Origin of the sequence: Pseudomonas sp. NFACC37-1 (assembly GCF_900101575.1) — a bacterium.
Taxonomy (GTDB): Bacteria; Pseudomonadota; Gammaproteobacteria; order Pseudomonadales; family Pseudomonadaceae; genus Aquipseudomonas; species Aquipseudomonas fluorescens_AA.
In genome coordinates this window covers 15,029-35,396 of sequence record NZ_FMUZ01000041.1, presented here as the reverse complement: position 1 = coordinate 35,396, position 20,368 = coordinate 15,029, and the positions used below count along the sequence as shown (strand labels likewise).

Sequence of the window (20,368 nt, the reverse complement as noted above, 5' to 3'; positions counted from 1 at the left end):
GCGGCGAGCCTCCCATGGAAAAACAGCATCCGTTAACCATCGCCCTGGTCGGCGACCACGACCCACACATCACCGCTCATCGGGCGATCCCCCTCGCACTTGAGCTGGCTGGCACACAAACCGGCCATGCCCTTCGCTTGCAATGGCTGGCAACGCCGCTCATTACCGACAACGCTGTGCTGAAGGATTTCGACGGTGTCTGGTGCGTGCCCGGCAGCCCCTACCAAAACGAAGCCGGCGCCTTGCAAGCCATTCGTTTTGCCCGCGAACAGCGTCGCCCTTTCCTGGGCACCTGCGGTGGTTTTCAGCATGCCGTGCTGGAATATGCCCGTCACGTGATGGGCTGGGTCGACGCCGCCCATGGTGAAACCTCTCCCGAGGCTGAACGGGCACTGTTGACGCCGCTGAGCTGTGCCCTGGTGGAAACTATCGACAGCCTTCAACTCGAGGCGGGCTCGTTGATCGCCAAGGCCTATGGCCGACAGACCGCGTTCGAGGGCTACCATTGCCGCTTCGGGGTCAATCCGGAGTTTGAAAAAGACTTGCTGAGCCAGCGCCTGCACGCCGTCGCCCGGGATTCGGCCGGCGACCTGCGAGCGGTGGAGCTGCAGGACCATCCGTTCTTTGTCGCCACGCTGTTCCAGCCTGAACGAGCTGCGCTGGAGGGCCGGGTGCCGCCGCTGGTCCGCGCGTTTGTCGAAGCCTGCGCGAGGAAAATGCCATGAGCGCCCACTGTTACGCCGTGATTTTCACCTCCCTGCGTACCGAGGGGGACCAAGGCTACGCCGAAGCTGCCGAGCGCATGCTGGCCCTGGCTCGGGAGCAGCGCGGATTTTTAGGTGTCGAATCGGCCCGTGGCGACGATGGTTTGGGGATTACTGTGTCGTATTGGAGCGATGAAGCCGCGATCCTGGCTTGGAAGCAGCATCCCGAACACCGCACGATCCGTGAGCGCGGTCGCTCAACCTGGTACACCCATTGCCATACGAGAGTGTGCAAGGTCGAACGGGACTATGCCTTCCAACGCCCAACCTGATGCCAGGATACAAACCTGTGGGAGCGGGCTTGCTCGCGAAAGCGGCGGGTCAGCTTGCAGCGATGTTGAATGTGCCGACATCTTCGCGAGCAAGCCCGCTCCCACACTGAATCTCGGGTGTTCACAGATCTGCCTTCACCACAAATCCACTGTGGGAGCTGAGCTCCCACAGTGTTTCTAGATCCTGGCCTCAGCCTTCCACCAACTGCCGCACCGCCACGATTTCCGGCAGATCGCTGCGGGCCATGTACACCCGCAAAGGTTCGGTGAGGTTGATGCGGTCGTCGATGTTCTGGTCCAGCAACAGCTGGATCCGCTCGCGCTTGAGGGCCATGGCGCCGTCTGCTGCGGGGGCCCAGACAAATTCGCTGGTGGGAATGATGCCGTCGTCGGCAACGTCCATGCCGAAGGCGTCTTCGCTGAACCGCACGATGTACTGGCCGGTCTTGCGGTTCAGGCCGACAAAACCCTTGAGCTGGTCGGCGGCCTGGCAGATGAATGTCGAAGTGGTGCGCATGGTAAACCTCATGGATGCGTCCCTCGGGACGTCTGATCAATGGTTTACACGCAGGGCAAGCGGATGCTGGAATTAAGGTTTCCCTCTGCGGGGAAACTGTGCGGCCAAGGGTACTGCAAAGCGGCCTTGAAATGCGTGGGAAAAATCTGCTTTGCACAGGTTTATAGCGGTGTAGCGATAGCGCCGAAGGCGCTCAATTGTTAAAAGAGAAGCCTTTGAAAATCACGAAAGGATATCGAGTATGCCTGTCACCTTCACCCGCAGCGCCTTGGTGCTGAGCCTGTTGCTCGGCTTGGGCCAGACACAAGCCTCCGAAGCCCCGAGCCCCAAGGCCCTGGCAACCCTTCAAGGCATTCCGCATCCGGCGGTCATCGCCCACCGCGGTGCCTCCTTCGACGCGCCGGAATCCACCGCCGCCGCCTACAAGCTGGCCCGCGACCTGGGTGCCGACTATCTGGAACTGGACCTGCAACGCAGCAAGGACGGAGTGTTGTTCGTCCTGCATGACGACAGCCTGCTGCGCACCACAGATGTCGCCACCAAGTTTCCCGAACGCAAGGACAGCACTGCCAACGAGTTCACCATGGCGGAACTCAAAACCCTCGATGCCGGCAGTTGGTTCAATACCGCCTACCCGGATCGCGCCCGCCCTTCGTTCGCCGGCCTGAAGATCCTCACCCTCGATGAAGTGATCGACATTGCCCAGGGCAACCCACAGCACAAACCGGGGCTGTATATCGAAACCAAGGAGCCGAAGTTGTTTCCCGGCATCGAACGTGACCTCAAGGACAAATTGCAGGACCGTGGCTGGTTGAGCCCCTCCGGCTCCAAGCTCGCAAAAAGCGCCATCGGGGTCGGCCAAGGCAAGGGCAAGGTGGTCTTGCAGACCTTCGAGAAGAGCAGCCTGGAACTGTTGCACAAAGAGATGCCAAAGGTGCCGAAGATCCTCTTGCTGTGGGTCGGCGAGGGCAACATCGAACCCAAGTCCAAGGTGCCGTTTGCCGAATCCGGTGAAACGGACAAGGCGGTCTACTATGCCAAGCAGGAACCCAAGGACAGGGCGGAATTCGAGAAATGGGTCCAGTACGCCAAGGCCCAGGGTGCAGTGGGCACCGGTCCGTCCGCGGCCTTGACCCATGGCGGCAGCCAGAGTTACTCGGATCTGGTGCAGCCGTGGATGAACCAGTACACCCATGCCCAGGGTTTGCTGGTGCATGTCTACACCGTGGATGAGCCGGTGGACTTCAAGAAAGTGATGGACGCTGGCGTGGATGGCATTTTCACCAACCGGGCCAGTGAGTTGCTCAAGTACTTCAAGCGTCCCGATACGGGCAGCGTGGCGCAGTTGCTGGAGAAGAACGGCTACTGATCCGAACACGCCCATGGAACAGTGGCGTTAGTTCCATGGGCTTAATCCTGTTTTTAAAAAGTTTTCCGAATTAAGCGTGAATTAAGTTGCCAGAGATAATCTGAACCCACTTAAACGACTCACCCTTTAACGACACCAAGGAAAGACATATGAAAACTTTGACTGCCCTGTTCACCGCTGCCGCCCTGACCCTCACCGCTGGCCTGGCCCAGGCTGACGTTCGAATCGACCAGGTTCCGCAACTGGTCAAGGAAGGCAAGATCAAATCCCTGGAATCGATGAACGCAGAAGCCCTGAAGTTGCACCCAGGTGCCACCATCACCGACACCGACCTGGATAACCACTTCAACGGTTATGAGTATGAAGTGGAACTGAAAACCGCCGATGGCAAAGAGTTTGACGTTGACTTCGACGCTACAACCGGCAAAGTCCTGAGCAACAAGCAAGACACTTGATCCATCGACAAAAAAGAGCCGTGCAACTTCCGAGTTGCGCGGCTTTTTGTTTGGCGTATGTGAAAATCCGCTATGAACTCCACAGGTCCAGCACCGCGACATACCTGTCACAAAACCTTCAAGAAAGCTTGCAATGATGCCGCTCAAGTGAACCTGTTGTCGCCGCGACAGGCACTCCCCGCCAGCGAGCCCTCATGAACCACAGCATCGACCAAAGCCATCGCGACCCGGACCTGTTCGGCCTGCTTTACGGATTTCGTTTCCGCCCCGGCGAGCGTGGCCAGGAGATCGATTCGGCCCAGGCCCTGCGAAGCCTGCAACAACCGCAAGACCCGGATGAGTTTCTCTGGCTGCACCTGAACCTGGCTCACGCCGCCTGCGAACGCTGGATGAAAAGTCACCTGGCCCTGCCCGAGGAGTTTTTCGAAGCCTTGCACGAAGGCTCACGCTCGACCCGGATCGAACATGTCGACTCGGCATTGCTGGCCGTGGTCAACGACGTGGTGTTCAACCTCAGCAACCTGGTGTCCTCGGATGTCTCCACACTGTGGGTTTGCGTGCACAGTCGGTTGATCATCAGCGCGCGCCTGCAACCTTTGCATTCGGTCGACAAGCTGCGCTCATCGGTCAAGGCCGGCGAGAGCTTTCGCTCACCCCTGGAACTGCTCGTGCATCTGCTACGCGACCAAGGCGAAGTGCTGACTCAGATCGTGCGCAAGACCAGCCTCAGCGTCGACCAGATCGAGGATCAATTGCTCTCTTCGCGACTGTCCACCAACCGCTCCGAGTTGGGTGCCCAACGCCGCGTGCTGGTGCGCCTGCAACGCCTGCTGGCCCTGGAGCCGGGCTCGTTGCTGCGCTTGCTCAACCGCCCGCCGCAATGGTTGCAGAAGGAAGACGTCAAGGAGCTGCGCAAGTCCACCGAGGAGTTTGCCCTGATCATCAACGACCTCACCGCCCTGGGCGAGCGGATCAAGCTGCTGCAGGAAGAGATCGCTGCCAACCTCAACGAACAAAGCAACCGTACGCTGTTCACCCTGACCGTGGTCACGGTCCTGGCGCTGCCCATCAACATCATTGCCGGTTTCTTCGGCATGAACGTCGGCGGCGTACCGCTGGCGGGTGACCCCGAGGGCTTCTGGATCCTGGTGGCGCTGGTGGCGACCTTCACCGTGATTGCAGGCCGATGGGCGTTTCGCAAGCGGCGCGATTATTGAAATTGATCCACCTCGGGTTCGCATAAGCTTTTGTGGCGAGGGGGCGTGCTCCCTCGCCACAAGCCGTCAAGCACTCAACCGCGCCGTCACTTCATTCAACTGCCCGGACAACCCATGCAAATCCCGACTGGCCGCTTCGGTGCGCTGCACATTGTCGAGGTTGGTGCTGGCGATGCAGGTGATTTCAGTGAGGTTGCGCGAGATGTCTTCGGCCACGGAGGTCTGCTCCTCCGCGGCGGTGGCGATCTGGCGGTTCATGTCGCGAATCGCTTCCACCGCCTGGGTGATGCGCTCCAACATGGCGCCGGCCTGGGTCACCTGCTCGACACTTTCTTCACTGCGCGACTGCCCGCTTTCGATGGCCTGGGCCGCGTCCACTGCGCCAGTCTGCACGGTCTGGATGATCTGATTGATTTCGATGATCGATGACGCCGTGCGTTGGGCCAGGTTGCGAACCTCATCAGCGACCACCGCGAAACCGCGACCGGCCTCACCCGCCCGTGCCGCTTCGATGGCTGCGTTGAGTGCCAGCAGGTTAGTCTGCTCGGCGATCCCGCGAATCACTTCAAGCACTTTACCGATGCGCCCGCTGTCGGTCTCCAGGCGACGGATCACCGTGGCCGTGTTGGCGATTTCGCCACGCATCTGGGTGATGGTGTGGATAGTGCCTTGCATCACTTTCTCGCCCTGCTGCGCCGAATGATCGGCATCATCGGCAGCCCGCGCCGCATCGGCGGCATGGCGGGCAACTTCCTGGGCGGTGGCGGACATCTCGTTCATGGCCGTTGCCACCTGATCGGTGCGTTCGAATTGTTCGCTGGTGCCTTGGCTCATCAGGCTGGCGATGGCATTGAGCTCACCGCTGGCACTGTCCAGTTCCGTGGCACTGCGTTGCAGGCGCGTGAACGTTTCGGAGAGGAAATCGCGCAAGGTATTGGCCGCCAGGGCGAGATCGCCCAGTTCGTCCTGGCGATTGCTGGCTACCCGCTCGGCGAAACGGCCGCGACTCAATTGGGTCACGTATTCGATCAGGTTGCGGATGGGCTGCACCAGATTGCGATTGACCAGCCACAGGCTGAACAACCCGATCAGCAGGCCCGAAACCAGCATCACTACGGTGCCCAGCATAATCGTGCGATCCGCCCCGGCACTGATCGACACCGATTGCTCGCGGCCCATCTGGCGCAACTCAGCCACCAACACACTCATCTGCTCGCTGGCAGCACGGTCGACGCCCTTGACCGCCGCATCACCGGCCGCCGCGTCAGCACCGGCCGCCACAAACGCGTCCCGGCCCTTCTGGTATGCCGAACCCAACTGACGGTGTTCGTCCCTCAGGCGCTCAATGCGTGCCTTGATTTGGGCTGGGAGATCCTTGTGCCCGATCAACTCACCCAGAATGCCCTGGACATCGTGCTGGCGCTCTTCGAATTGCTTCCAGTACTTATTCAGGTCCGCTGGCTGCTTGCCACGCAACAGGACGTTTTTCCACTCCTGGACCTGTACCTTGAATTGCAGGTTAGCCTCGTCGATCAACTGCGAGGCGCGCAACGGGCCATCAATCAGGTGGCGATAATTCTGGACACCCTCGGACAGGAAATGAAAGGACGCCAGGGCGATCAACAGCATCGCCAGCAAACTGCCGCTGAGCAGAGCAAGAATCTGGGCTCTCAAGGATTTTTGTAGAAACATGGTGGGAATCTCATGGCAGTGGAAGAGCCGAACTCACAGAGCGACATGCCCCGACCTCCATGTCCGGTGTCACGACCGAATGCAGCGCGATATACACACGCCATCGGCCCTGCGGGCGCACTCTTGAGCCTTGCCGACCATCGGTAATCCCTGGTGTCGACCGCCAGGAAAGCTCGCCCAAGCCACCGTAAAGTGAAATTGGTCATAACTTGTCCAGACAATCCCTTTTGTCGGCACAACGGGATTTAAAAGTCTTTTTGTCATTTCTCCTGGGGTATCCTGCCCACGCTTTGTAAAAGCGCGGATCTACCCAGATCTATCCACAGACTTTGCGAGGAGCGCGATATGCACGAGATCCCTAATCTCCCCTTCCCAAGCCTGCACGACACTGAGCAGACGACCACGCTACAAGCCGGGGGGCAACCTGATGCCCAGCAACCCGAGCCCAAGCAAGCCACTGAACGCCGCCAGGCCGACAGCGAAGACTGATTGACCCGCACCACCAGACCGTGTGGAAAGCGCTAAGATGCGCTTTCCACACTGCCTGAACCCGAGTACCTCCATGACCGATGACACCCCTCCCTTCAGCGAAGCCCAGGCCAGCGTCCTGATCGGCACCGCCGAGAAAATGGTCGAGATCTGGACCCGCCTCCCCGCCGAGAAACAAGCGGCCCTGCTGGCCCGTTTCGGCAGCGAAGAAAACGCCATCGCCGCACTGGTCACCACGCGCCTGGTCAGCGAACAGCACGACGGCTGAACCACCACTGGGCAAATAGTTTTACTTTTCCACGCCCGGACGCCGCGCTCGCCGTTATCATAAGCAGCCTATCTATCCTGCTGCTCCGTGGACCTCTTTCCCATGTCAGATTCCCAGCGCCCCCTGGCGGTCACGCTGCAAGTCGTTTCCATTGTCCTGTTCACCTTCATCGGCTACCTGAATATCGGCATTCCCCTGGCCGTGCTGCCCGGTTTCGTCCATGGCGAACTGGGTTTCGGCGCGGTGATCGCCGGGCTGGTGATCAGCGTGCAGTACCTGGCCACCCTGCTCAGTCGCCCTTACGCCGGGCGAATCATCGACAACCTGGGGAGCAAGCGCGCGGTGATGTTCGGCCTCGCCGGCTGTGGGCTGAGCGGTGTGTTCATGCTCGTGTCGGCCTGGACGCCCCACCTGCCGACACTCAGCCTGATCAGCCTGTTGATCGGTCGCCTGGTGCTGGGCAGTGCCGAAAGCCTGGTGGGTTCGGGTTCGATTGGCTGGGGCATTGGCCGGGTCGGTGCAGCGAATACCGCCAAGGTGATTTCCTGGAACGGCATCGCCAGTTACGGCGCGCTGGCGATCGGTGCGCCGCTGGGGGTATGGCTGGTCAATGCGTTGGGGCTGTGGAGCATGGGCGTCAGCATCATCTTGCTGGGTTTGCTGGGGCTGGCATTGGCCTGGCGCAAAACCGCGGCGCCCATCGTCGCCGGCGAACGCCTGCCGTTCATGCATGTGCTGGGACGTGTGCTGCCACACGGCTGCGGCCTGGCCCTGGGTTCCATCGGGTTTGGCACGATCGCGACCTTCATCACCCTGTACTACGCCACGCAGCACTGGGATAACGCCGTGCTGTGCCTGAGCCTGTTCGGCGCCAGCTTCATCGGCGCGCGCCTGCTGTTCGGCAACCTGATCAACCGTCTGGGCGGCTTTCGCGTAGCGATTGCCTGCCTGTCGGTGGAAACCCTCGGCCTGTTGCTGTTGTGGCTCGCACCGGATGCCCACTGGGCCCTGGCGGGCGCGGCGTTGAGCGGTTTCGGCTTTTCCCTGGTGTTTCCGGCGCTGGGCGTGGAAGCGGTCAACCTGGTGCCGGCCTCCAGTCGTGGGGCGGCGGTGGGCGCCTATTCGCTGTTCATTGATTTGTCGTTGGGGATCACCGGGCCACTGGCCGGAGCGATTGCCGCCGGCTTCGGCTTTGCCTCGATCTTTCTGTTCGCCGCCCTGGCGGCCCTGGGCGGATTGGCACTGAGTGTCTACCTGTACCGGCAGGCGCCCCGGTACCGTGAAGCGCGGGAGAAGGACTAGAAATCCACCTTGCCGCGCCCGGCCTTGATCGAGCCGCGCTTGGTCTTGGACTCCAGGCGACGCTTTTTCGAACCCAGGGTCGGCTTGGTCGGGCGGCGCTTCTTTTCGACCTTGGTGGCGCTGAGGATCAGTTCGGACAAGCGCTCCAGCGCATCGGCCCGGTTCTGTTCCTGCGTGCGGTATTGCTGGGCCTTGATGATCAGCACACCGTCGCTGGTGATGCGACTGTCGCGCAGGGCCAGCAACCGTTCCTTGTAGAACTCGGGCAGCGACGAGGCCGGAATGTCGAAGCGCAAATGCACGGCGCTGGAGACCTTGTTGACGTTCTGCCCCCCGGCCCCTTGGGCGCGGATGGCCGTCAGCTCGATCTCGGCGTCCGGGATGTGCACGGTGTTGGAAATCGCCAGCATGGGAAAAGGGTCCGCTATCAGGCCCCACAGAATACCCCGAATCCCCCCGACAACGCTCCCACAGGGCTTCGTGCTTACTTGGCAGCCGCCACAGCCAATTCCTGCCGCGCACTGCGCTTGTTCTTGATCACGTAGCACACCCACATGAACACCACCCACACCGGAATCGCGTAGACCGAGATCTGGATGCCGGGGATCAGCAACATCACGCCCAGGATGAACACCACGAACGCCAGGCAGATGTAGTTGCCGTACGGATACCACAGCGCCTTGAACAGTGGCGTCTGGTGGGTCTGGTTCATGTGCTGGCGGAACTTGAAGTGCGAGTAGCTGATCATCGCCCAGTTGATCACCAGGGTCGCGACCACCAGCGACATCAACAACTCCAACGCATGCTGCGGGACCAGGTAGTTCAACAGCACCGCCACCAGCGTGACCGCCGCCGACGCGAGGATCGAACGTACCGGCACGCCGCGCTTGTCGATCCTGGACAAGGCCTTGGGCGCATCGCCCTGCTCGGCCATGCCCAGCAACATGCGGCTGTTGCAGTAGGTGCCGCTGTTGTACACCGACAGCGCGGCGGTCAGCACCACGAAATTGAGGATATGCGCCGCGGTGTTGCTGCCCAGCATCGAGAACACCTGCACGAACGGGCTGCCGCTGTAGGCATCGCCGGAGGCGTTAAGGGTGGCCAGCAGGCTGTCCCAAGGCGTCAGGGACAACAGCACCACGAGCGCACCAATGTAGAAAATCAGAATACGGTAGATCACCTGGTTGATGGCCTTGGGGATCACGGTTTTCGGTTTGTCGGCCTCAGCGGCGGTGAAACCGAGCATTTCCAGGCCACCGAAGGAGAACATGATGATCGCCATGGCCATCACCAGGCCGCTCACGCCGTTGGGGAAGAACCCACCATGAGACCACAGGTTGGTCACCGACGCCTGCGGGCCACCATGACCGCTGACCAGCAAATAGCTGCCCAAGGCAATCATGCCGACAATCGCCACGACCTTGATGATCGCGAACCAGAACTCAGCCTCGCCGAAGACTTTGACATTGGCCAGGTTGATCGCATTGATCAGGATGAAAAACGCCGCCGCCGACACCCAGGTGGGGATGTCCGGGGCCCAGTAATGGATGTACTTGCCGACCGCGGTCAGCTCGGACATACCCACCAGGATGTAGAGAATCCAGCAGTTCCAACCCGACAGGAACCCGGCGAAACCACCCCAGTACTTGTGGGCGAAGTGGCTGAAGGACCCGGCGACGGGCTCTTCGACGATCATTTCGCCCAACTGGCGCATGATCATGAAGGCGATGAAGCCGCAGATGGCGTAGCCGAGGATCATCGACGGGCCGGCTGATTTCAGCACCCCCGCCGAGCCGAGGAACAGGCCGGTGCCGATCGCGCCACCGAGGGCGATCAATTGAATGTGGCGATTTTTCAGGCCGCGTTTCAGCTCGCCCGAATGCGAGTTTTGTCCACTCATGAAAAGGGTCTCACGCAAGGTTTGATGATGTTCGTTAGACGTTGCCGCTCGAATCGGATCTCAAGCAGCACCGATCAAACCCCAGCGCAGGCACCAGGACTTCAGCGTTTTTACAACGGTCATGCGTCACCTGTTTGTTTTTATCTGTGACGAAATCGAACCCGACACGCTTGTGGCGTGGCGGAGTGAACAAGGTGGATAACCTTGAAAGTGCGTGGGTACGCGAAGGGTCACAGTAAAACGCGGCGCATTGTACACCGCTGACCCCCTGCTGCCAGACACCACCGGATCAGCGTGTCGTTTGCCGGGATTGCATGGGTCCGCCTCGAACATGCCGGGCGGCTGCAAAAAAGTGTCCAGGCCCTTGCGAGCCCCTGAAGGGTGTAGCGCTAAAAACGCCACGACGGGAGAAATGCACTGGAGCTGCGGCGTTCATTGCGCCTCCTTCTTGTTATTCACCTGCACGACAGGCATGGGGCGCATCTCACCCTGCCCATCGATTCGAAACAAGCGGGCCAGAGCCTTGGAAAACCCTGCAGGGCGGGGCTTACGGAAGTTTTTTCTTACGCTTTGGGGAAACAACGTTTCGGCCCCTTTCGGCCGGCCTTTTTCGTCAGCATTTCTTTACAACCCGTCACGCAAACTTTCCAAGTAGGAATTTTCCGTAGGCTGACTGCAAATTGACGGTAGGTAGCTACCTATTAAAAAAAACACCCAGGCGGCTGTTTTTGAATGAGTAATGTTGTCGTTAAAAATGGAACAAAAAGTTCAAACGAAAAAAAATAAATTATTTTTTTGCAATCCAAAAAACCCTCGACTAGGTTTTCAGCGACTTGCCAAGGCATCGTGCCGACAAGTTCTGCGGTGCCGTCACCGGCCTGTTTCCACTCGCCGAATCGGTCCGCTGATTTCCGTAAAAGTCATCTAGGAGATTCACTATGCAAGCACTGGACAAAGACTTGGAAACCGAACTGCAACTGGACGAATGGTTTGAGGCCCCGACCCATGAAGCCGCCGTTGAAATGATGCAAGCCGACGCCGTCGTTCCGTTCGGCACGGCGATGTGGCCTCTGTAGGCACCGCCCGGCGGAGGCGATCCGGCCGGTCGGCTCCGCCACTTTTTGCCGGTTGTCAGGGAAGTCAAATGAACTTGTCAGGGAAGAATAAGCATGGACACACAACGAGCCATCTCACATTTCCTTTACTATCTCGAACACCATCCCGCCCTGGCCGGCATTCAGCCCGCCAAGGTGTTGCTCGGTCATACCGCTGACTACGAAGCGCTGACCGGCGCCATCGCCGAACAGGCAGGCAGCGGCTCACCCTTCCGGTTCAGTGCCATGCGCCTGGACCTCGAGCCCACGGAGCGCCTGTCCAAGGCCATTGCCGACAGCGATCTGTATATTTTCTTCTACGACTCTTCCACCCTGCCCAACCCACGTCCCGACGGCCCGGACTTTGTCCGTGCGCTGCAAGGCGTGATGGCCGACAACTGGAAGAAATCGCTGCTGTTCAAGGACTACGGCGATTATTTCTACGACACCTTCAGCGTGATTCCCCAGCGCATCGCCGGGCTCAACAGTCACCTGATCCGACGCATGTCCCAGGCAACGAGCCTGAGTTTCCAGGATGACCGCGGTTCATATTTCGACACAGCCTTGAGCGGCGTGAAGAAGTGGACCGACATCAACGGCCTCGGCAACTACGACCTGGCCCCCGGCGAAATCGCCACCCACAGTGACACCATCAATGGCCGGGTGAAGTTCGTCGGGACTTTCCTGAGCACCATCCCGTTCGCACGCAAATACGGCGTGTTGCAATCGCCGCTGGAGCTGTGGATCGAAGACTCCACCATCCAGAAAATCGCCACCGATGTACCTGGCCTGGAGCACGACTTCAACAAATACCTGGACGCCAACCCATCCAATCGCCGTATCGAGGAATTGGGGATCGGCACCAACGAAGGGGTCAAGAGCCTGTATGCCCGCAATGCCGGTTTCGAGGAGCGCCACTGCGGCTTGCACCTGGGACTGGGTGGCGGGGCCAAAGGCAGCCATCATCTGGATCTGATTTTCGAGAGCGGCGTATTGGCGCTGGATAACGAGCCGATGTTTGATGGGCGGTTTGTGCTTTAGGGGCAGTTGCAAGCGGTGAGCTTCAAGCGGCAAGAAAGAGCGAGCAGCCTCTGGATCGCGGTGTGGAGCTGCTCGCGAAGACGGCCGCACCGGCAGCGTATCAATAACGCCAGACACAAAAACGGCAACCTAGTGGTTGCCGTTTTTTCTTGCAGCTTGCAGCTAGAAGCTCATAGCTGCCTCACTCCGGCTTACGACGCCCGAACCCCGGACGCTGTCCCGAACCTGCCGGTGCACCACGGCGCTTGCCCGATGGCGCGTCGCGGTCGGCCAGGACGATACCCGGGCGTTTTTTCGGCGCCGGCTTGGCCGGACGCTTGGTGTCGGCCGGGCGATCGGCGACGGGCGTACCGCGCCCCGCCGGAGCACCGCGACCTTCACCGCGCTCGGTCCGACCATTGGCCGGACGCGGCGTACGTGGGCCACGCTCACCGTCCTGACGAGGCGCAGGCTTGCGGGCCGGGCGTTCACCTTCGATCTGCGGCTCGCGGGAAGGACGCGGACCGGTCGCCACACCTTCAGCAGCCGGACGCAACGTACGCACGCGCTCGGTCTTGCCCATCGGGCGCGAGGATTTACGCTGCATCCGCTCCAGCTTGTCCTTGCTCTTGGCGGTCATCTGCGGCATTGCCACCGGCTTGAGACCCACTTCGGCGGCCAGGATGTCGACTTCGTACTGGCTCATTTCGCGCCAGCGGCCCATCGGCAGGTCGGAGTTGAGGAACACCGGGCCGAAACGCACGCGCTTGAGGCGGCTGACCACCAGCCCCTGGGATTCCCACAAACGCCGCACTTCACGGTTACGGCCTTCCATCACCACGCAGTGATACCAGTGGTTGAAACCTTCACCGCCGGGCGCCTGCTTGATGTCGGTGAAACGCGCCGGGCCGTCTTCCAGCACAACGCCGGCCTTGAGGCGCTCAATCATCTCGTCGTCGACTTCGCCACGCACACGCACGGCGTACTCGCGGTCCATCTCGTAGGACGGGTGCATCAAACGGTTGGCCAGCTCACCGTCGGTGGTAAACATCAGCAAACCGGTGGTGTTGATGTCCAGGCGACCGATGTTGATCCAGCGGCCTTCTTTCGGACGCGGCATCTTGTCGAACACGGTCGGACGGCCTTCCGGATCGTCGCGGGTGCAGATCTCGCCGTCGGGCTTGTTGTACATGATCACGCGGCGCACCGTTTCGGCGGCCTCTTCGCGCTTGATCACCTTGCCATCGATGGTGATGGCGTCGTGCATGTCGACACGCAGGCCCAAGGTGGCATCTTTGCCATTGACCTTGATCCGGCCTTGGGTGATCCAGGCTTCCACGTCACGGCGCGAACCGACGCCGATACGGGCGAGGACTTTTTGCAGCTTCTCGCCTGCTGGGCCGATTTCCTGGCTGTCGTTCTGGTCTTGGTCTTTCATTCTGGGCACCTCCCGGTGTGGTCGGGTCAGGCCTGGCCTGACGCTTTGAAAACGGGTCTTGGACGAAGGGATCGCCAAAGGGTCGCGAATCATACGCCTGTTGAGGCGATTGCGCATCTGAGACTAGCTGATCAACACAGACTCGGCGCTTTTTCCGCCGACCGGTGGCGCAATGCAGCATGATGCACCGCATGACCCCCTGTGGGAGCGGGCTTGCTCGCGAAGAGGGAGTGTCAGGCCAATCAATGTTATTGACCCACCGCCTTCGCGGGCAAGCCCGCTCCCACAGGGGACGGTGATGTGTCACTCAGGTCTGCGCACAAGTTGGATCAATCGTCGAACTGGCGTCGTTCGTTCTCGATCGCCTCGGCCAGGGCCCGGGCTTCGGCTTCTTCGTCGCTCAGTTCGGGTTCCGGCGGCTGGAGGGCGGCAACGGCGGCCAACAGTTTTTCCCGGGCCTCGGCAACGCCGAGGATGTCCTCTTCCGGTTCTGCTTCTGGCTCTGGTGCAGGTTCCACCTCGCTATCGGCCTCGGGTGGCTCATCCCCGGGACCAGGCCCCTCACGCAGCAGATCGTCGAAATCAGTCTTCAAGCCCTCCTCCATGGTGTCCAGCTCCAGCAACAACGAGTGGAAACTGGTCTCTTCCTTCGGTTCCTCAGGCTCGGCGCTGGCATCCGCCAGTTCCTGCAAGCCCTGGGGCACCGGCACGTCGTCGAACTCCAGTACCGGTTCGGGTTCCAGCTCCCGCAGTTCGGCCAGGGGCGGCAGGTCATCCAGGTTCTTCAGGTTGAAGTGATCGAGAAAGGCCTTGGTGGTGGCGAACATCGCCGGTTTGCCCGGCACATCGCGATAGCCGACGACGCGGATCCACTCGCGCTCCAGCAACGTCTTGACGATATGGCTGTTGACCGCCACGCCCCGTACATCCTCGATCTCGCCCCGGGTGATCGGTTGGCGATAGGCGATCAACGCCATGGTTTCGAGCATGGCGCGGGAGTAACGCTGCGGCCGCTCCTCCCACAGGCGTCCGACCCAGGGTGCGAACTTCTCGCGGATCTGCAGGCGATAACCGGACGCCACTTCCTTGAGTTCGAAAGCCCGTCCTTCGCAGGACTTGCCCAGCAGCGTCAGGGCTTTCTTGAATACGGCCGGCTCAGGTCGCTCGCCTTCTTCGAAGAGTTCGAACAGGCGCTCCATCGATTGCGGCTTTCCCGAGGCCAACAGGAAAGCTTCAAGCAAGGGGGCCAGCTCGCGGGGTTCAGTCAGATTCATTGATTTGCTCGTTATTCGGCTCGTGCCCGCACGTGGATCGCTGCGAACGGCTCATTCTGCACCAGCTCGACCAAGGATTCCTTGACCAATTCCAGGACCGCCATAAACGTCACCACCACCCCCAGCCGCCCTTCCTCGGCGGTGAACAGCTCGACGAACGGCACGAAGCCGCCGCCCTTGAGCCGCTCCAGCACATCGCTCATGCGCTCACGGGTGGACAGCGCTTCGCGGCTGACCTGGTGACTTTCAAACATATCGCCTCGGCGCAGGACCTCGGCCATGGACATCAGCAGCTCTTCCAGGCTCACATCCGGCAGCAACTTGCGCGCCCGCGCTTCGGGCGCATCGAGCTTGGGCACCACCACATCGCGCCCCACCCGGTTCAAGCCATCGAGGCCTTCGGCGGCGACCTTGAAGCGTTCGTACTCCTGCAAGCGCCGGATCAACTCCGCCCGCGGGTCGTCCTCTTCCGCTTCGACCTCCGCCGAGCGCGGCAGCAACATCCGCGACTTGATCTCGGCCAGCATGGCCGCCATCACCAGGTACTCGGCCGCCAGTTCCAGGCGTACCGACTGCATCAGCTCGACGTAGCCCATGTACTGGCGGGTGATTTCCGCCACGGGGATGTCGAGGATATTGATGTTCTGTTTACGGATCAGGTACAGCAGCAGGTCAAGCGGGCCCTCGAAGGCTTCGAGGAACACTTCCAGCGCATCCGGCGGAATGTACAGGTCCAGGGGCATTTCCATGACCGCCTGGCCATAGACCATGGCGAACGGCAACTCCTGCTGCGCGCCGGCCTGGCTGTCGGCATTGTCCACGGCGGTTTCCACGGCGGACATTCAGGCCTCGACCATGAACGGCGTCGGATCGCCGCACCCGACGCGCACCACCTGGGGCTCGCCATCGGCCAGGTTGATCACCGTGGACGCCGACATGCCGCCGAAACCGCCGTCGATGATCAGGTCCACCTGATGCTCGAGTATCTGGCGCATCTCATAGGGATCGGTCAACGGCTCGGTCTCGCCGGGCATGATCAGCGTCACGCTCATCAGCGGCTCACCCAGTTCCGCCAGCAGCGCCAAGGCGATGGGATGGCTCGGCACCCGCAGGCCGATGGTGCGCTTTTTCGGGTGCAGCAACAGCCGCGGGACTTCCCGGGTGGCATTGAGAATGAACGTGTACGGCCCCGGCAGATGCGCCTTGAGCAAGCGGAAGGTGCCGGTGTCGATCTTGGCGAACAGGCCCAACTGCGAAAGGTCGCTGCAGATGAGCGCGAAATTGTGCTTGTCGTCCAGTTGACGCAGGCGTCTGACGCGCTCCACGGCATTCTTGTCGCCGATCTGGCAACCGATGGCGTAGGACGAGTCGGTGGGATAGACCACCACGCCACCACCACGAATGATTTCCACGGCCTGTTTGATCAGGCGCGCCTGCGGGTTTTCCGGATGAATCTGGAAAAATTGACTCACGTGTTCTACCTGTTCAGACGGCGGCGGTAACGGGATCATGTTTGAATCTACACCAGAGTGGTGGCAGATCTTCCGGCAACGGGCGGTATTCGCCGATCTCGGACCAGCCCCCAGGGCCATGGAAATCACTGCCGGCGGTGACCAGCAGGCCGAACTCTCGGGCCAGGATCGCCAAGCTGCCCACTTGCTCGGCAGGCTGATGGCCGTTGACCACCTCGATGGCATGGCCCCCCGCTTGAATATAGTCGGCGACCAGGCGCCGGCGCTTGCTGCGGGTGAAATCATAGTGCCATGGATGCGCCAGGCTGACCCAGGCGCCAGCGGCCCGCAGGGTCTGGACGGTTTCTTCCAGGGTCGGCCAGTGCTGCTTGACGTCCCCCAGCTTGCCGGCGCCCAACCATTTGCGGAACGCTTCGGCGCGATCCTTGACGAACCCTTCGCGCACCATCCAGTCGGCAAAGTGGGGCCGGGCCGGTGCGTTACCGCTGTCGCCCAGTTCCTGCTGGATCTGCCGGGCGCCGTCCAGCGCACCGGGCATGCCCTTGAGGGCCAGCTTGCGGCTGATCTCTTCGGACCGCAGCCAGCGCCCGTCGCGCAGCTGTGCGATGGCCTGGACCAGCGCCGGCGCATTCACATCGAAACCATAGCCCAGCACATGGATGGTCGCCCCGCCCCAGGTACACGACAACTCGACCCCGTTGACCAGCTGCATGCCCAGCGCCGTGGCGGCGCTGCGGGCCTCGTCGAGGCCTTCAAGGGTGTCGTGATCGGTCAGGGCCAGGACTCGCACGCCGTGCTCGAACGCCCGCGCCACCAGAACCGCGGGCGCCAGGGCGCCATCGGAGGCCGTGCTATGGCAGTGCAAATCAACATTCACGAGAGTTTGTCACCTCAAATCAGCTGGCCCTATCGCGGCCAAGGATGTTTGTTATTATGCCGCCACATCCTGCTTCTGGCTGCCACTGTGAAACAATTCATCGACTTCATCCCGCTCCTGCTGTTTTTCATCGTCTACAAACTTGATCCCCGGACCGTCGATTTCGCCGGCCACTCCTTGACTGTAGGCGGTATTTACAGCGCCACCGCCGTGCTGATCATCAGCTCCCTGGTGGTCTACGGCGCGCTGTTCGTGTCCCAGCGCAAGCTGGAGAAGAGCCAGTGGCTGACCCTGATCGCCTGCCTTGTATTCGGCAGCCTGACCCTGGCGTTCCACAGCGAAACCTTCCTCAAATGGAAGGCCCCGGTGGTCAACTGGCTGTTTGCCCTCGCGTTCATCGGCAGCCACTTCATCGGTGACCGACTGCTGATCAAGCGCATCATGGGCCATGCCATCAGCCTGCCGGAACTGATCTGGACCCGGTTGAACATCGCCTGGATCGCGTTTTTCCTGTTCTGCGGTGCCGCCAACCTGTTCGTTGCGTTCACGTTCCAGGAGTACTGGGTCGACTTCAAGGTCTTCGGCAGCCTGGGCATGACGCTGCTGTTCCTGATTGGCCAGGGCATCTACCTGTCCCGTCACCTGCACGATGCCGACCCCACCACGCCTAAAACCGAGGACTGACATGCTCTACGCAATCATTGCCACCGACGTCGCCGACTCCCTGGAAAAACGCCTGGCCGTGCGCCCGGCACACCTGGAGCGCCTGCAACAGCTCAAGTCCGAAGGTCGCATCGTGCTGGCCGGCCCGCACCCGGCGGTGGACAGCAATGACCCGGGCGCCGCCGGCTTCAGCGGCAGCCTGATCGTGGCCGAGTTCGACTCCCTGGTCGCCGCCCAAGCCTGGGCCGAGGCCGATCCGTTCGTGGCGGCCGGCGTCTACGCCAATGTCGTGGTCAAGCCGTTCAAGCAAGTCCTGCCGTAAATCCCCCCTGGCGCGATGGGCCTTCGCGGCTCATTGCCGCCGTTGCTCATCTTTATCGTTCGCCGGCCGACAACCTGTCTAATCTCGATTGGAATTCAGGAGTTGCAATGCGCAAAGGTCCGTTGTGCCTGTTGTTGGTCTCGTTGGCGATCGGAGCGCCCGCCCATGGCGAGGAAAGCCCCGAGGGCAGTCATTCGGCGCCCCTGTCCCTGAGCGCCGGCAGCCAGATCGCCGAGTTGCAGCAACGCTTGAAAGACAGCGAACGCCAGCGCGAAGAGCTGAGCAGACAACTGAAAAATGCCGACAGCGAGCGCGAAAGCGCTGTGCTGGGCCGGCTGCGCCAGGAGAACCAGCGCCTGAAGCTGCAACTCAAGGAAGCCCAGGCCAGCCCGCTGCCACGGCTGTTGACCGATCAACAGCAATGGTTCGTCATTGGTGCCGGGGTAGCGCTATTGGCCTTGCTCTGCGGTATCTTTGCCAGCGGTGGACGTAGACAACGTCGGCAATGGCTAAATTGAGTGAGTCATGAGCGAGCTGTTACTGATAGATGATGACCAGGAGCTGTGTGAGCTCCTCGTGAGTTGGCTGAGCCAGGAAGGGTTTCAGGTCCGCGCCTGTCACGATGGCCAGAGTGCCCGCAAGGCCTTGGCCGAAACCGCCCCGGCTGCCGTGGTCCTGGACGTGATGCTGCCCGACGGCAGTGGCCTGGAACTGCTCAAGCAATTGCGCAACGATCACCCGGAGCTGCCGGTGCTGATGCTGTCGGCCCGGGGGGAGCCGCTGGACCGTATCCTTGGCCTGGAACTGGGCGCCGACGACTACCTGGCCAAGCCCTGCGACCCACGGGAACTGACCGCCCGCCTGCGTGCCGTGCTGCGCCGCAGCCATCCGGCGGCAGTGTCCAGCCAGATCGAACTGGGTGACCTGACCTTCAGTCCGGTGCGTGGCGTCGTCAGCATCGACGAACAGGAACAGACCCTCACCGTTTCCGAAAGTCGCCTGCTCGAAGCACTGCTCAAGCAACCGGGCGAGCCCCTGGACAAGCAGGAACTGGCGCAGATCGCCCTGGGCCGCAAGCTGACCCTGTACGACCGCAGCCTCGACATGCACGTGAGCAACCTGCGCAAGAAAATCGGCCCCCACCCCGACGGTCGCCCACGCATCGTGGCGCTGCGTAGCCGGGGTTATTACTACAGCCTTTGAACGCTGCACCGATTCCGTGCTTGGACCGGGGATCCTTTTGTGGCGAGGGGATTTATCCCCGCTGGGGTGCGAAGCGCCCCCAGATGTGCCTGCCACCACGATGTATCAGATAAAACCAAGGGGGCCGCTGCGCGGCCCAGCGGGGATAAATCCCCTCGCCACAGATAATCTCCTCGCCGCACTTTTTGCGTCTACGGTTTTGTCAGGTCCGCCCCCAAACGTCTTTACCCAAGCTTTACGCCCCCCTGACCGCCGCTGACCTTGATCTCCGTAATCTGCACACATCCGGAACTGACCGGGAATGAGACAAGGAGACACACCATGCGCAAGACTCTTATCGCTCTGATGTTCGCTGCCGCCCTGCCGACTGTCGCCATGGCCATGCCCGAAGGCCCCGGCCCGATGGGTCCGATGGACGGCCCGCGTCACGGCGGCCAGATGCACGACAAAGGCCCCTACAGCCAACTGGACCTGAGCCGCGAACAACGCCAGCAGATTCGCCGGATCATGGGCGAACAGCGCCACGAACAACGGGAACTGGTCGACAAGTACCTGGCCAAGCTGTCGCCAGCCGACCAGAAAGCCATGCAGGACGAAATGCAGGCCCGGCATGAGAAAGTCGATGCCCAGATCCGTGGCTTGTTGAAGCCTGAGCAGCAGAAGGAATTCGACGCGATCCAGAAGAAACAGGCCGAACGTCGCGCCGAGTGGGCTGAGTTCAAAGCCTGGAAAGCGCAACAACCGCAAAAAGCGCAATAAT

At 61.1% G+C, this 20,368-nt stretch carries 24 protein-coding genes and 1 pseudogene; 15 read left to right on the top strand and 10 right to left on the bottom strand.

What is annotated here, in order from left to right:
* The first annotated feature begins 14 nt into the window (after positions 1-14).
* Together BLP82_RS26765 and BLP82_RS26760 are read left to right on the top strand one after the other, a co-directional pair.
* Positions 15-725: a CTP synthase C-terminal region-related (seleno)protein gene (locus BLP82_RS26765; protein ID WP_092175461.1), complete on the top strand. Its 711-nt coding sequence runs from the start codon at positions 15-17 to the stop codon at positions 723-725.
* Positions 722-1,036 carry an antibiotic biosynthesis monooxygenase family protein gene (locus tag BLP82_RS26760; protein ID WP_092175457.1) on the top strand — a complete coding sequence of 105 codons (315 nt, stop codon included), beginning with the start codon at positions 722-724 and terminating at the stop codon, positions 1,034-1,036. Before BLP82_RS26765 ends, BLP82_RS26760 begins: the two co-directional genes overlap by 4 nt.
* 190 nt (positions 1,037-1,226) lie before the next feature.
* On the opposite strand, the gene BLP82_RS26750 is transcribed toward BLP82_RS26760, so the two are convergent.
* On the bottom strand, positions 1,227-1,553 hold the full coding sequence (locus tag BLP82_RS26750; RefSeq protein ID WP_060740982.1) for a DUF2025 family protein: 327 nt from the start codon (positions 1,551-1,553) through the stop codon (positions 1,227-1,229).
* A gap of 241 nt (positions 1,554-1,794) precedes the next feature.
* On the opposite strand from BLP82_RS26750, the gene BLP82_RS26745 reads away from it, so the two are divergent.
* From BLP82_RS26745 to BLP82_RS26735, 3 genes are all read left to right on the top strand, one after another.
* Entirely contained in the window at positions 1,795-2,922 is a 1,128-nt protein-coding gene (locus BLP82_RS26745; RefSeq protein ID WP_092175449.1) for a glycerophosphodiester phosphodiesterase, read from the top strand.
* A gap of 149 nt (positions 2,923-3,071) precedes the next feature.
* Positions 3,072-3,377, top strand: a complete 306-nt coding sequence (locus tag BLP82_RS26740; RefSeq protein ID WP_060740979.1) for a PepSY domain-containing protein — start codon at positions 3,072-3,074, stop codon at positions 3,375-3,377.
* 194 nt (positions 3,378-3,571) lie between these two features.
* Positions 3,572-4,594 (top strand): transporter, encoded by a 1,023-nt coding sequence (locus tag BLP82_RS26735; protein ID WP_092175446.1) that lies wholly within the window; start codon positions 3,572-3,574, stop codon positions 4,592-4,594.
* Positions 4,595-4,660: 66 nt separating this feature from the next.
* On the opposite strand, the gene BLP82_RS32205 is transcribed toward BLP82_RS26735, so the two are convergent.
* Positions 4,661-5,428, bottom strand: coding sequence for a methyl-accepting chemotaxis protein (locus BLP82_RS32205; RefSeq protein WP_371914153.1), 768 nt, complete (start codon positions 5,426-5,428; stop codon positions 4,661-4,663).
* 117 nt (positions 5,429-5,545) lie between these two features.
* Positions 5,546-5,704 (bottom strand): annotated as a pseudogene (locus BLP82_RS32200) (HAMP domain-containing protein); the annotation flags it as partial.
* A 927-nt stretch (positions 5,705-6,631) separates the two neighbouring features.
* Between BLP82_RS32200 and BLP82_RS31265 the strand changes: the two are divergent.
* The 3 genes from BLP82_RS31265 to BLP82_RS26720 all read left to right on the top strand — a co-directional run bounded on the left by BLP82_RS31265 (position 6,632) and on the right by BLP82_RS26720 (position 8,345).
* Positions 6,632-6,775: a hypothetical protein gene (locus tag BLP82_RS31265; RefSeq protein ID WP_170842384.1), complete on the top strand. Its 144-nt coding sequence runs from the start codon at positions 6,632-6,634 to the stop codon at positions 6,773-6,775.
* Positions 6,776-6,812: 37 nt separating this feature from the next.
* On the top strand, positions 6,813-7,043 hold the full coding sequence (locus BLP82_RS26725) for a hypothetical protein (RefSeq protein ID WP_092175441.1): 231 nt from the start codon (positions 6,813-6,815) through the stop codon (positions 7,041-7,043).
* A 102-nt stretch (positions 7,044-7,145) separates the two neighbouring features.
* Entirely contained in the window at positions 7,146-8,345 is a 1,200-nt protein-coding gene (locus BLP82_RS26720; protein ID WP_060740977.1) for an MFS transporter, read from the top strand.
* On the opposite strand, the gene arfB is transcribed toward BLP82_RS26720, so the two are convergent.
* Both arfB and BLP82_RS26710 read right to left on the bottom strand, forming a co-directional pair.
* The gene (gene arfB, locus BLP82_RS26715) at positions 8,342-8,755 is read right to left on the bottom strand and encodes an alternative ribosome rescue aminoacyl-tRNA hydrolase ArfB (RefSeq protein WP_060740976.1); all 414 of its coding nucleotides are present in this window, start codon (positions 8,753-8,755) and stop codon (positions 8,342-8,344) included. The two genes, BLP82_RS26720 and arfB, sit on opposite strands and share 4 nt — an antisense overlap.
* 74 nt (positions 8,756-8,829) lie before the next feature.
* Positions 8,830-10,245: an amino acid permease gene (locus BLP82_RS26710; RefSeq protein ID WP_092175438.1), complete on the bottom strand. Its 1,416-nt coding sequence runs from the start codon at positions 10,243-10,245 to the stop codon at positions 8,830-8,832.
* A 938-nt stretch (positions 10,246-11,183) separates the two neighbouring features.
* Here BLP82_RS26710 and BLP82_RS31260 point away from each other — a divergent pair.
* On the top strand, positions 11,184-11,321 hold the full coding sequence (locus BLP82_RS31260) for a hypothetical protein (RefSeq protein WP_003178782.1): 138 nt from the start codon (positions 11,184-11,186) through the stop codon (positions 11,319-11,321).
* 93 nt (positions 11,322-11,414) lie between these two features.
* Positions 11,415-12,380: a M29 family metallopeptidase gene (locus BLP82_RS26705; protein ID WP_092175436.1), complete on the top strand. Its 966-nt coding sequence runs from the start codon at positions 11,415-11,417 to the stop codon at positions 12,378-12,380.
* Between the two features lie 181 nt (positions 12,381-12,561).
* Here BLP82_RS26705 and rluB read toward each other — a convergent pair whose 3' ends face one another.
* The 5 genes from rluB to BLP82_RS26680 form a co-directional block, all read right to left on the bottom strand.
* On the bottom strand, positions 12,562-13,797 hold the full coding sequence (gene rluB / locus BLP82_RS26700; protein ID WP_060740973.1) for a 23S rRNA pseudouridine(2605) synthase RluB: 1,236 nt from the start codon (positions 13,795-13,797) through the stop codon (positions 12,562-12,564).
* Positions 13,798-14,126: 329 nt separating this feature from the next.
* The gene (scpB, locus tag BLP82_RS26695; protein WP_092175433.1) at positions 14,127-15,071 is read right to left on the bottom strand and encodes an SMC-Scp complex subunit ScpB; all 945 of its coding nucleotides are present in this window, start codon (positions 15,069-15,071) and stop codon (positions 14,127-14,129) included.
* An 11-nt stretch (positions 15,072-15,082) separates the two neighbouring features.
* Positions 15,083-15,781, bottom strand: a complete 699-nt coding sequence (locus BLP82_RS26690; protein WP_165826070.1) for a segregation and condensation protein A — start codon at positions 15,779-15,781, stop codon at positions 15,083-15,085.
* A 132-nt stretch (positions 15,782-15,913) separates the two neighbouring features.
* Positions 15,914-16,543 (bottom strand): L-threonylcarbamoyladenylate synthase, encoded by a 630-nt coding sequence (locus BLP82_RS26685; RefSeq protein ID WP_053124883.1) that lies wholly within the window; start codon positions 16,541-16,543, stop codon positions 15,914-15,916.
* A gap of 13 nt (positions 16,544-16,556) precedes the next feature.
* Positions 16,557-17,420, bottom strand: coding sequence for a PHP domain-containing protein (locus BLP82_RS26680; RefSeq protein WP_060740970.1), 864 nt, complete (start codon positions 17,418-17,420; stop codon positions 16,557-16,559).
* An 87-nt stretch (positions 17,421-17,507) separates the two neighbouring features.
* On the opposite strand from BLP82_RS26680, the gene BLP82_RS26675 reads away from it, so the two are divergent.
* From BLP82_RS26675 to BLP82_RS26655, 5 genes are all read left to right on the top strand, one after another.
* Complete coding sequence (locus tag BLP82_RS26675; protein WP_060740969.1) at positions 17,508-18,104, top strand: septation protein A; 597 nt, start codon at positions 17,508-17,510, stop codon at positions 18,102-18,104.
* Position 18,105: 1 nt separating this feature from the next.
* On the top strand, positions 18,106-18,405 hold the full coding sequence (locus BLP82_RS26670; RefSeq protein WP_060740968.1) for a YciI family protein: 300 nt from the start codon (positions 18,106-18,108) through the stop codon (positions 18,403-18,405).
* A gap of 107 nt (positions 18,406-18,512) precedes the next feature.
* Complete coding sequence (locus tag BLP82_RS26665; RefSeq protein WP_092175427.1) at positions 18,513-18,923, top strand: SH3 domain-containing protein; 411 nt, start codon at positions 18,513-18,515, stop codon at positions 18,921-18,923.
* A gap of 7 nt (positions 18,924-18,930) precedes the next feature.
* Entirely contained in the window at positions 18,931-19,608 is a 678-nt protein-coding gene (locus BLP82_RS26660) for a response regulator transcription factor (RefSeq protein WP_003178772.1), read from the top strand.
* A gap of 321 nt (positions 19,609-19,929) precedes the next feature.
* Positions 19,930-20,367: a Spy/CpxP family protein refolding chaperone gene (locus tag BLP82_RS26655; RefSeq protein WP_072408657.1), complete on the top strand. Its 438-nt coding sequence runs from the start codon at positions 19,930-19,932 to the stop codon at positions 20,365-20,367.
* Position 20,368: the final 1 nt, after the last annotated feature.

Excerpts from the sequence above, each read along its gene's own strand:
- BLP82_RS26765 (WP_092175461.1), top strand. The coding sequence starts at position 15 with ATGGAAAAACAGCATCCGTTAACCATCGCCCTGGTCGGCGACCACGAC.
- BLP82_RS26760 (WP_092175457.1), top strand. The coding sequence starts at position 722 with ATGAGCGCCCACTGTTACGCCGTGATTTTCACCTCCCTGCGTACCGAG.
- BLP82_RS26750 (WP_060740982.1), bottom strand. The coding sequence starts at position 1,553 with ATGCGCACCACTTCGACATTCATCTGCCAGGCCGCCGACCAGCTCAAG.
- BLP82_RS26745 (WP_092175449.1), top strand. The coding sequence starts at position 1,795 with ATGCCTGTCACCTTCACCCGCAGCGCCTTGGTGCTGAGCCTGTTGCTC.
- BLP82_RS26740 (WP_060740979.1), top strand. The coding sequence starts at position 3,072 with ATGAAAACTTTGACTGCCCTGTTCACCGCTGCCGCCCTGACCCTCACC.
- BLP82_RS26735 (WP_092175446.1), top strand. The coding sequence starts at position 3,572 with ATGAACCACAGCATCGACCAAAGCCATCGCGACCCGGACCTGTTCGGC.
- BLP82_RS32205 (WP_371914153.1), bottom strand. The coding sequence starts at position 5,428 with ATGAGCCAAGGCACCAGCGAACAATTCGAACGCACCGATCAGGTGGCA.
- BLP82_RS31265 (WP_170842384.1), top strand. The coding sequence starts at position 6,632 with ATGCACGAGATCCCTAATCTCCCCTTCCCAAGCCTGCACGACACTGAG.
- BLP82_RS26725 (WP_092175441.1), top strand. The coding sequence starts at position 6,813 with ATGCGCTTTCCACACTGCCTGAACCCGAGTACCTCCATGACCGATGAC.
- BLP82_RS26720 (WP_060740977.1), top strand. The coding sequence starts at position 7,146 with ATGTCAGATTCCCAGCGCCCCCTGGCGGTCACGCTGCAAGTCGTTTCC.
- arfB (WP_060740976.1), bottom strand. The coding sequence starts at position 8,755 with ATGCTGGCGATTTCCAACACCGTGCACATCCCGGACGCCGAGATCGAG.
- BLP82_RS26710 (WP_092175438.1), bottom strand. The coding sequence starts at position 10,245 with ATGAGTGGACAAAACTCGCATTCGGGCGAGCTGAAACGCGGCCTGAAA.
- BLP82_RS31260 (WP_003178782.1), top strand. The coding sequence starts at position 11,184 with ATGCAAGCACTGGACAAAGACTTGGAAACCGAACTGCAACTGGACGAA.
- BLP82_RS26705 (WP_092175436.1), top strand. The coding sequence starts at position 11,415 with ATGGACACACAACGAGCCATCTCACATTTCCTTTACTATCTCGAACAC.
- rluB (WP_060740973.1), bottom strand. The coding sequence starts at position 13,797 with ATGAAAGACCAAGACCAGAACGACAGCCAGGAAATCGGCCCAGCAGGC.
- scpB (WP_092175433.1), bottom strand. The coding sequence starts at position 15,071 with ATGAATCTGACTGAACCCCGCGAGCTGGCCCCCTTGCTTGAAGCTTTC.
- BLP82_RS26670 (WP_060740968.1), top strand. The coding sequence starts at position 18,106 with ATGCTCTACGCAATCATTGCCACCGACGTCGCCGACTCCCTGGAAAAA.
- BLP82_RS26665 (WP_092175427.1), top strand. The coding sequence starts at position 18,513 with ATGCGCAAAGGTCCGTTGTGCCTGTTGTTGGTCTCGTTGGCGATCGGA.
- BLP82_RS26660 (WP_003178772.1), top strand. The coding sequence starts at position 18,931 with ATGAGCGAGCTGTTACTGATAGATGATGACCAGGAGCTGTGTGAGCTC.
- BLP82_RS26655 (WP_072408657.1), top strand. The coding sequence starts at position 19,930 with ATGCGCAAGACTCTTATCGCTCTGATGTTCGCTGCCGCCCTGCCGACT.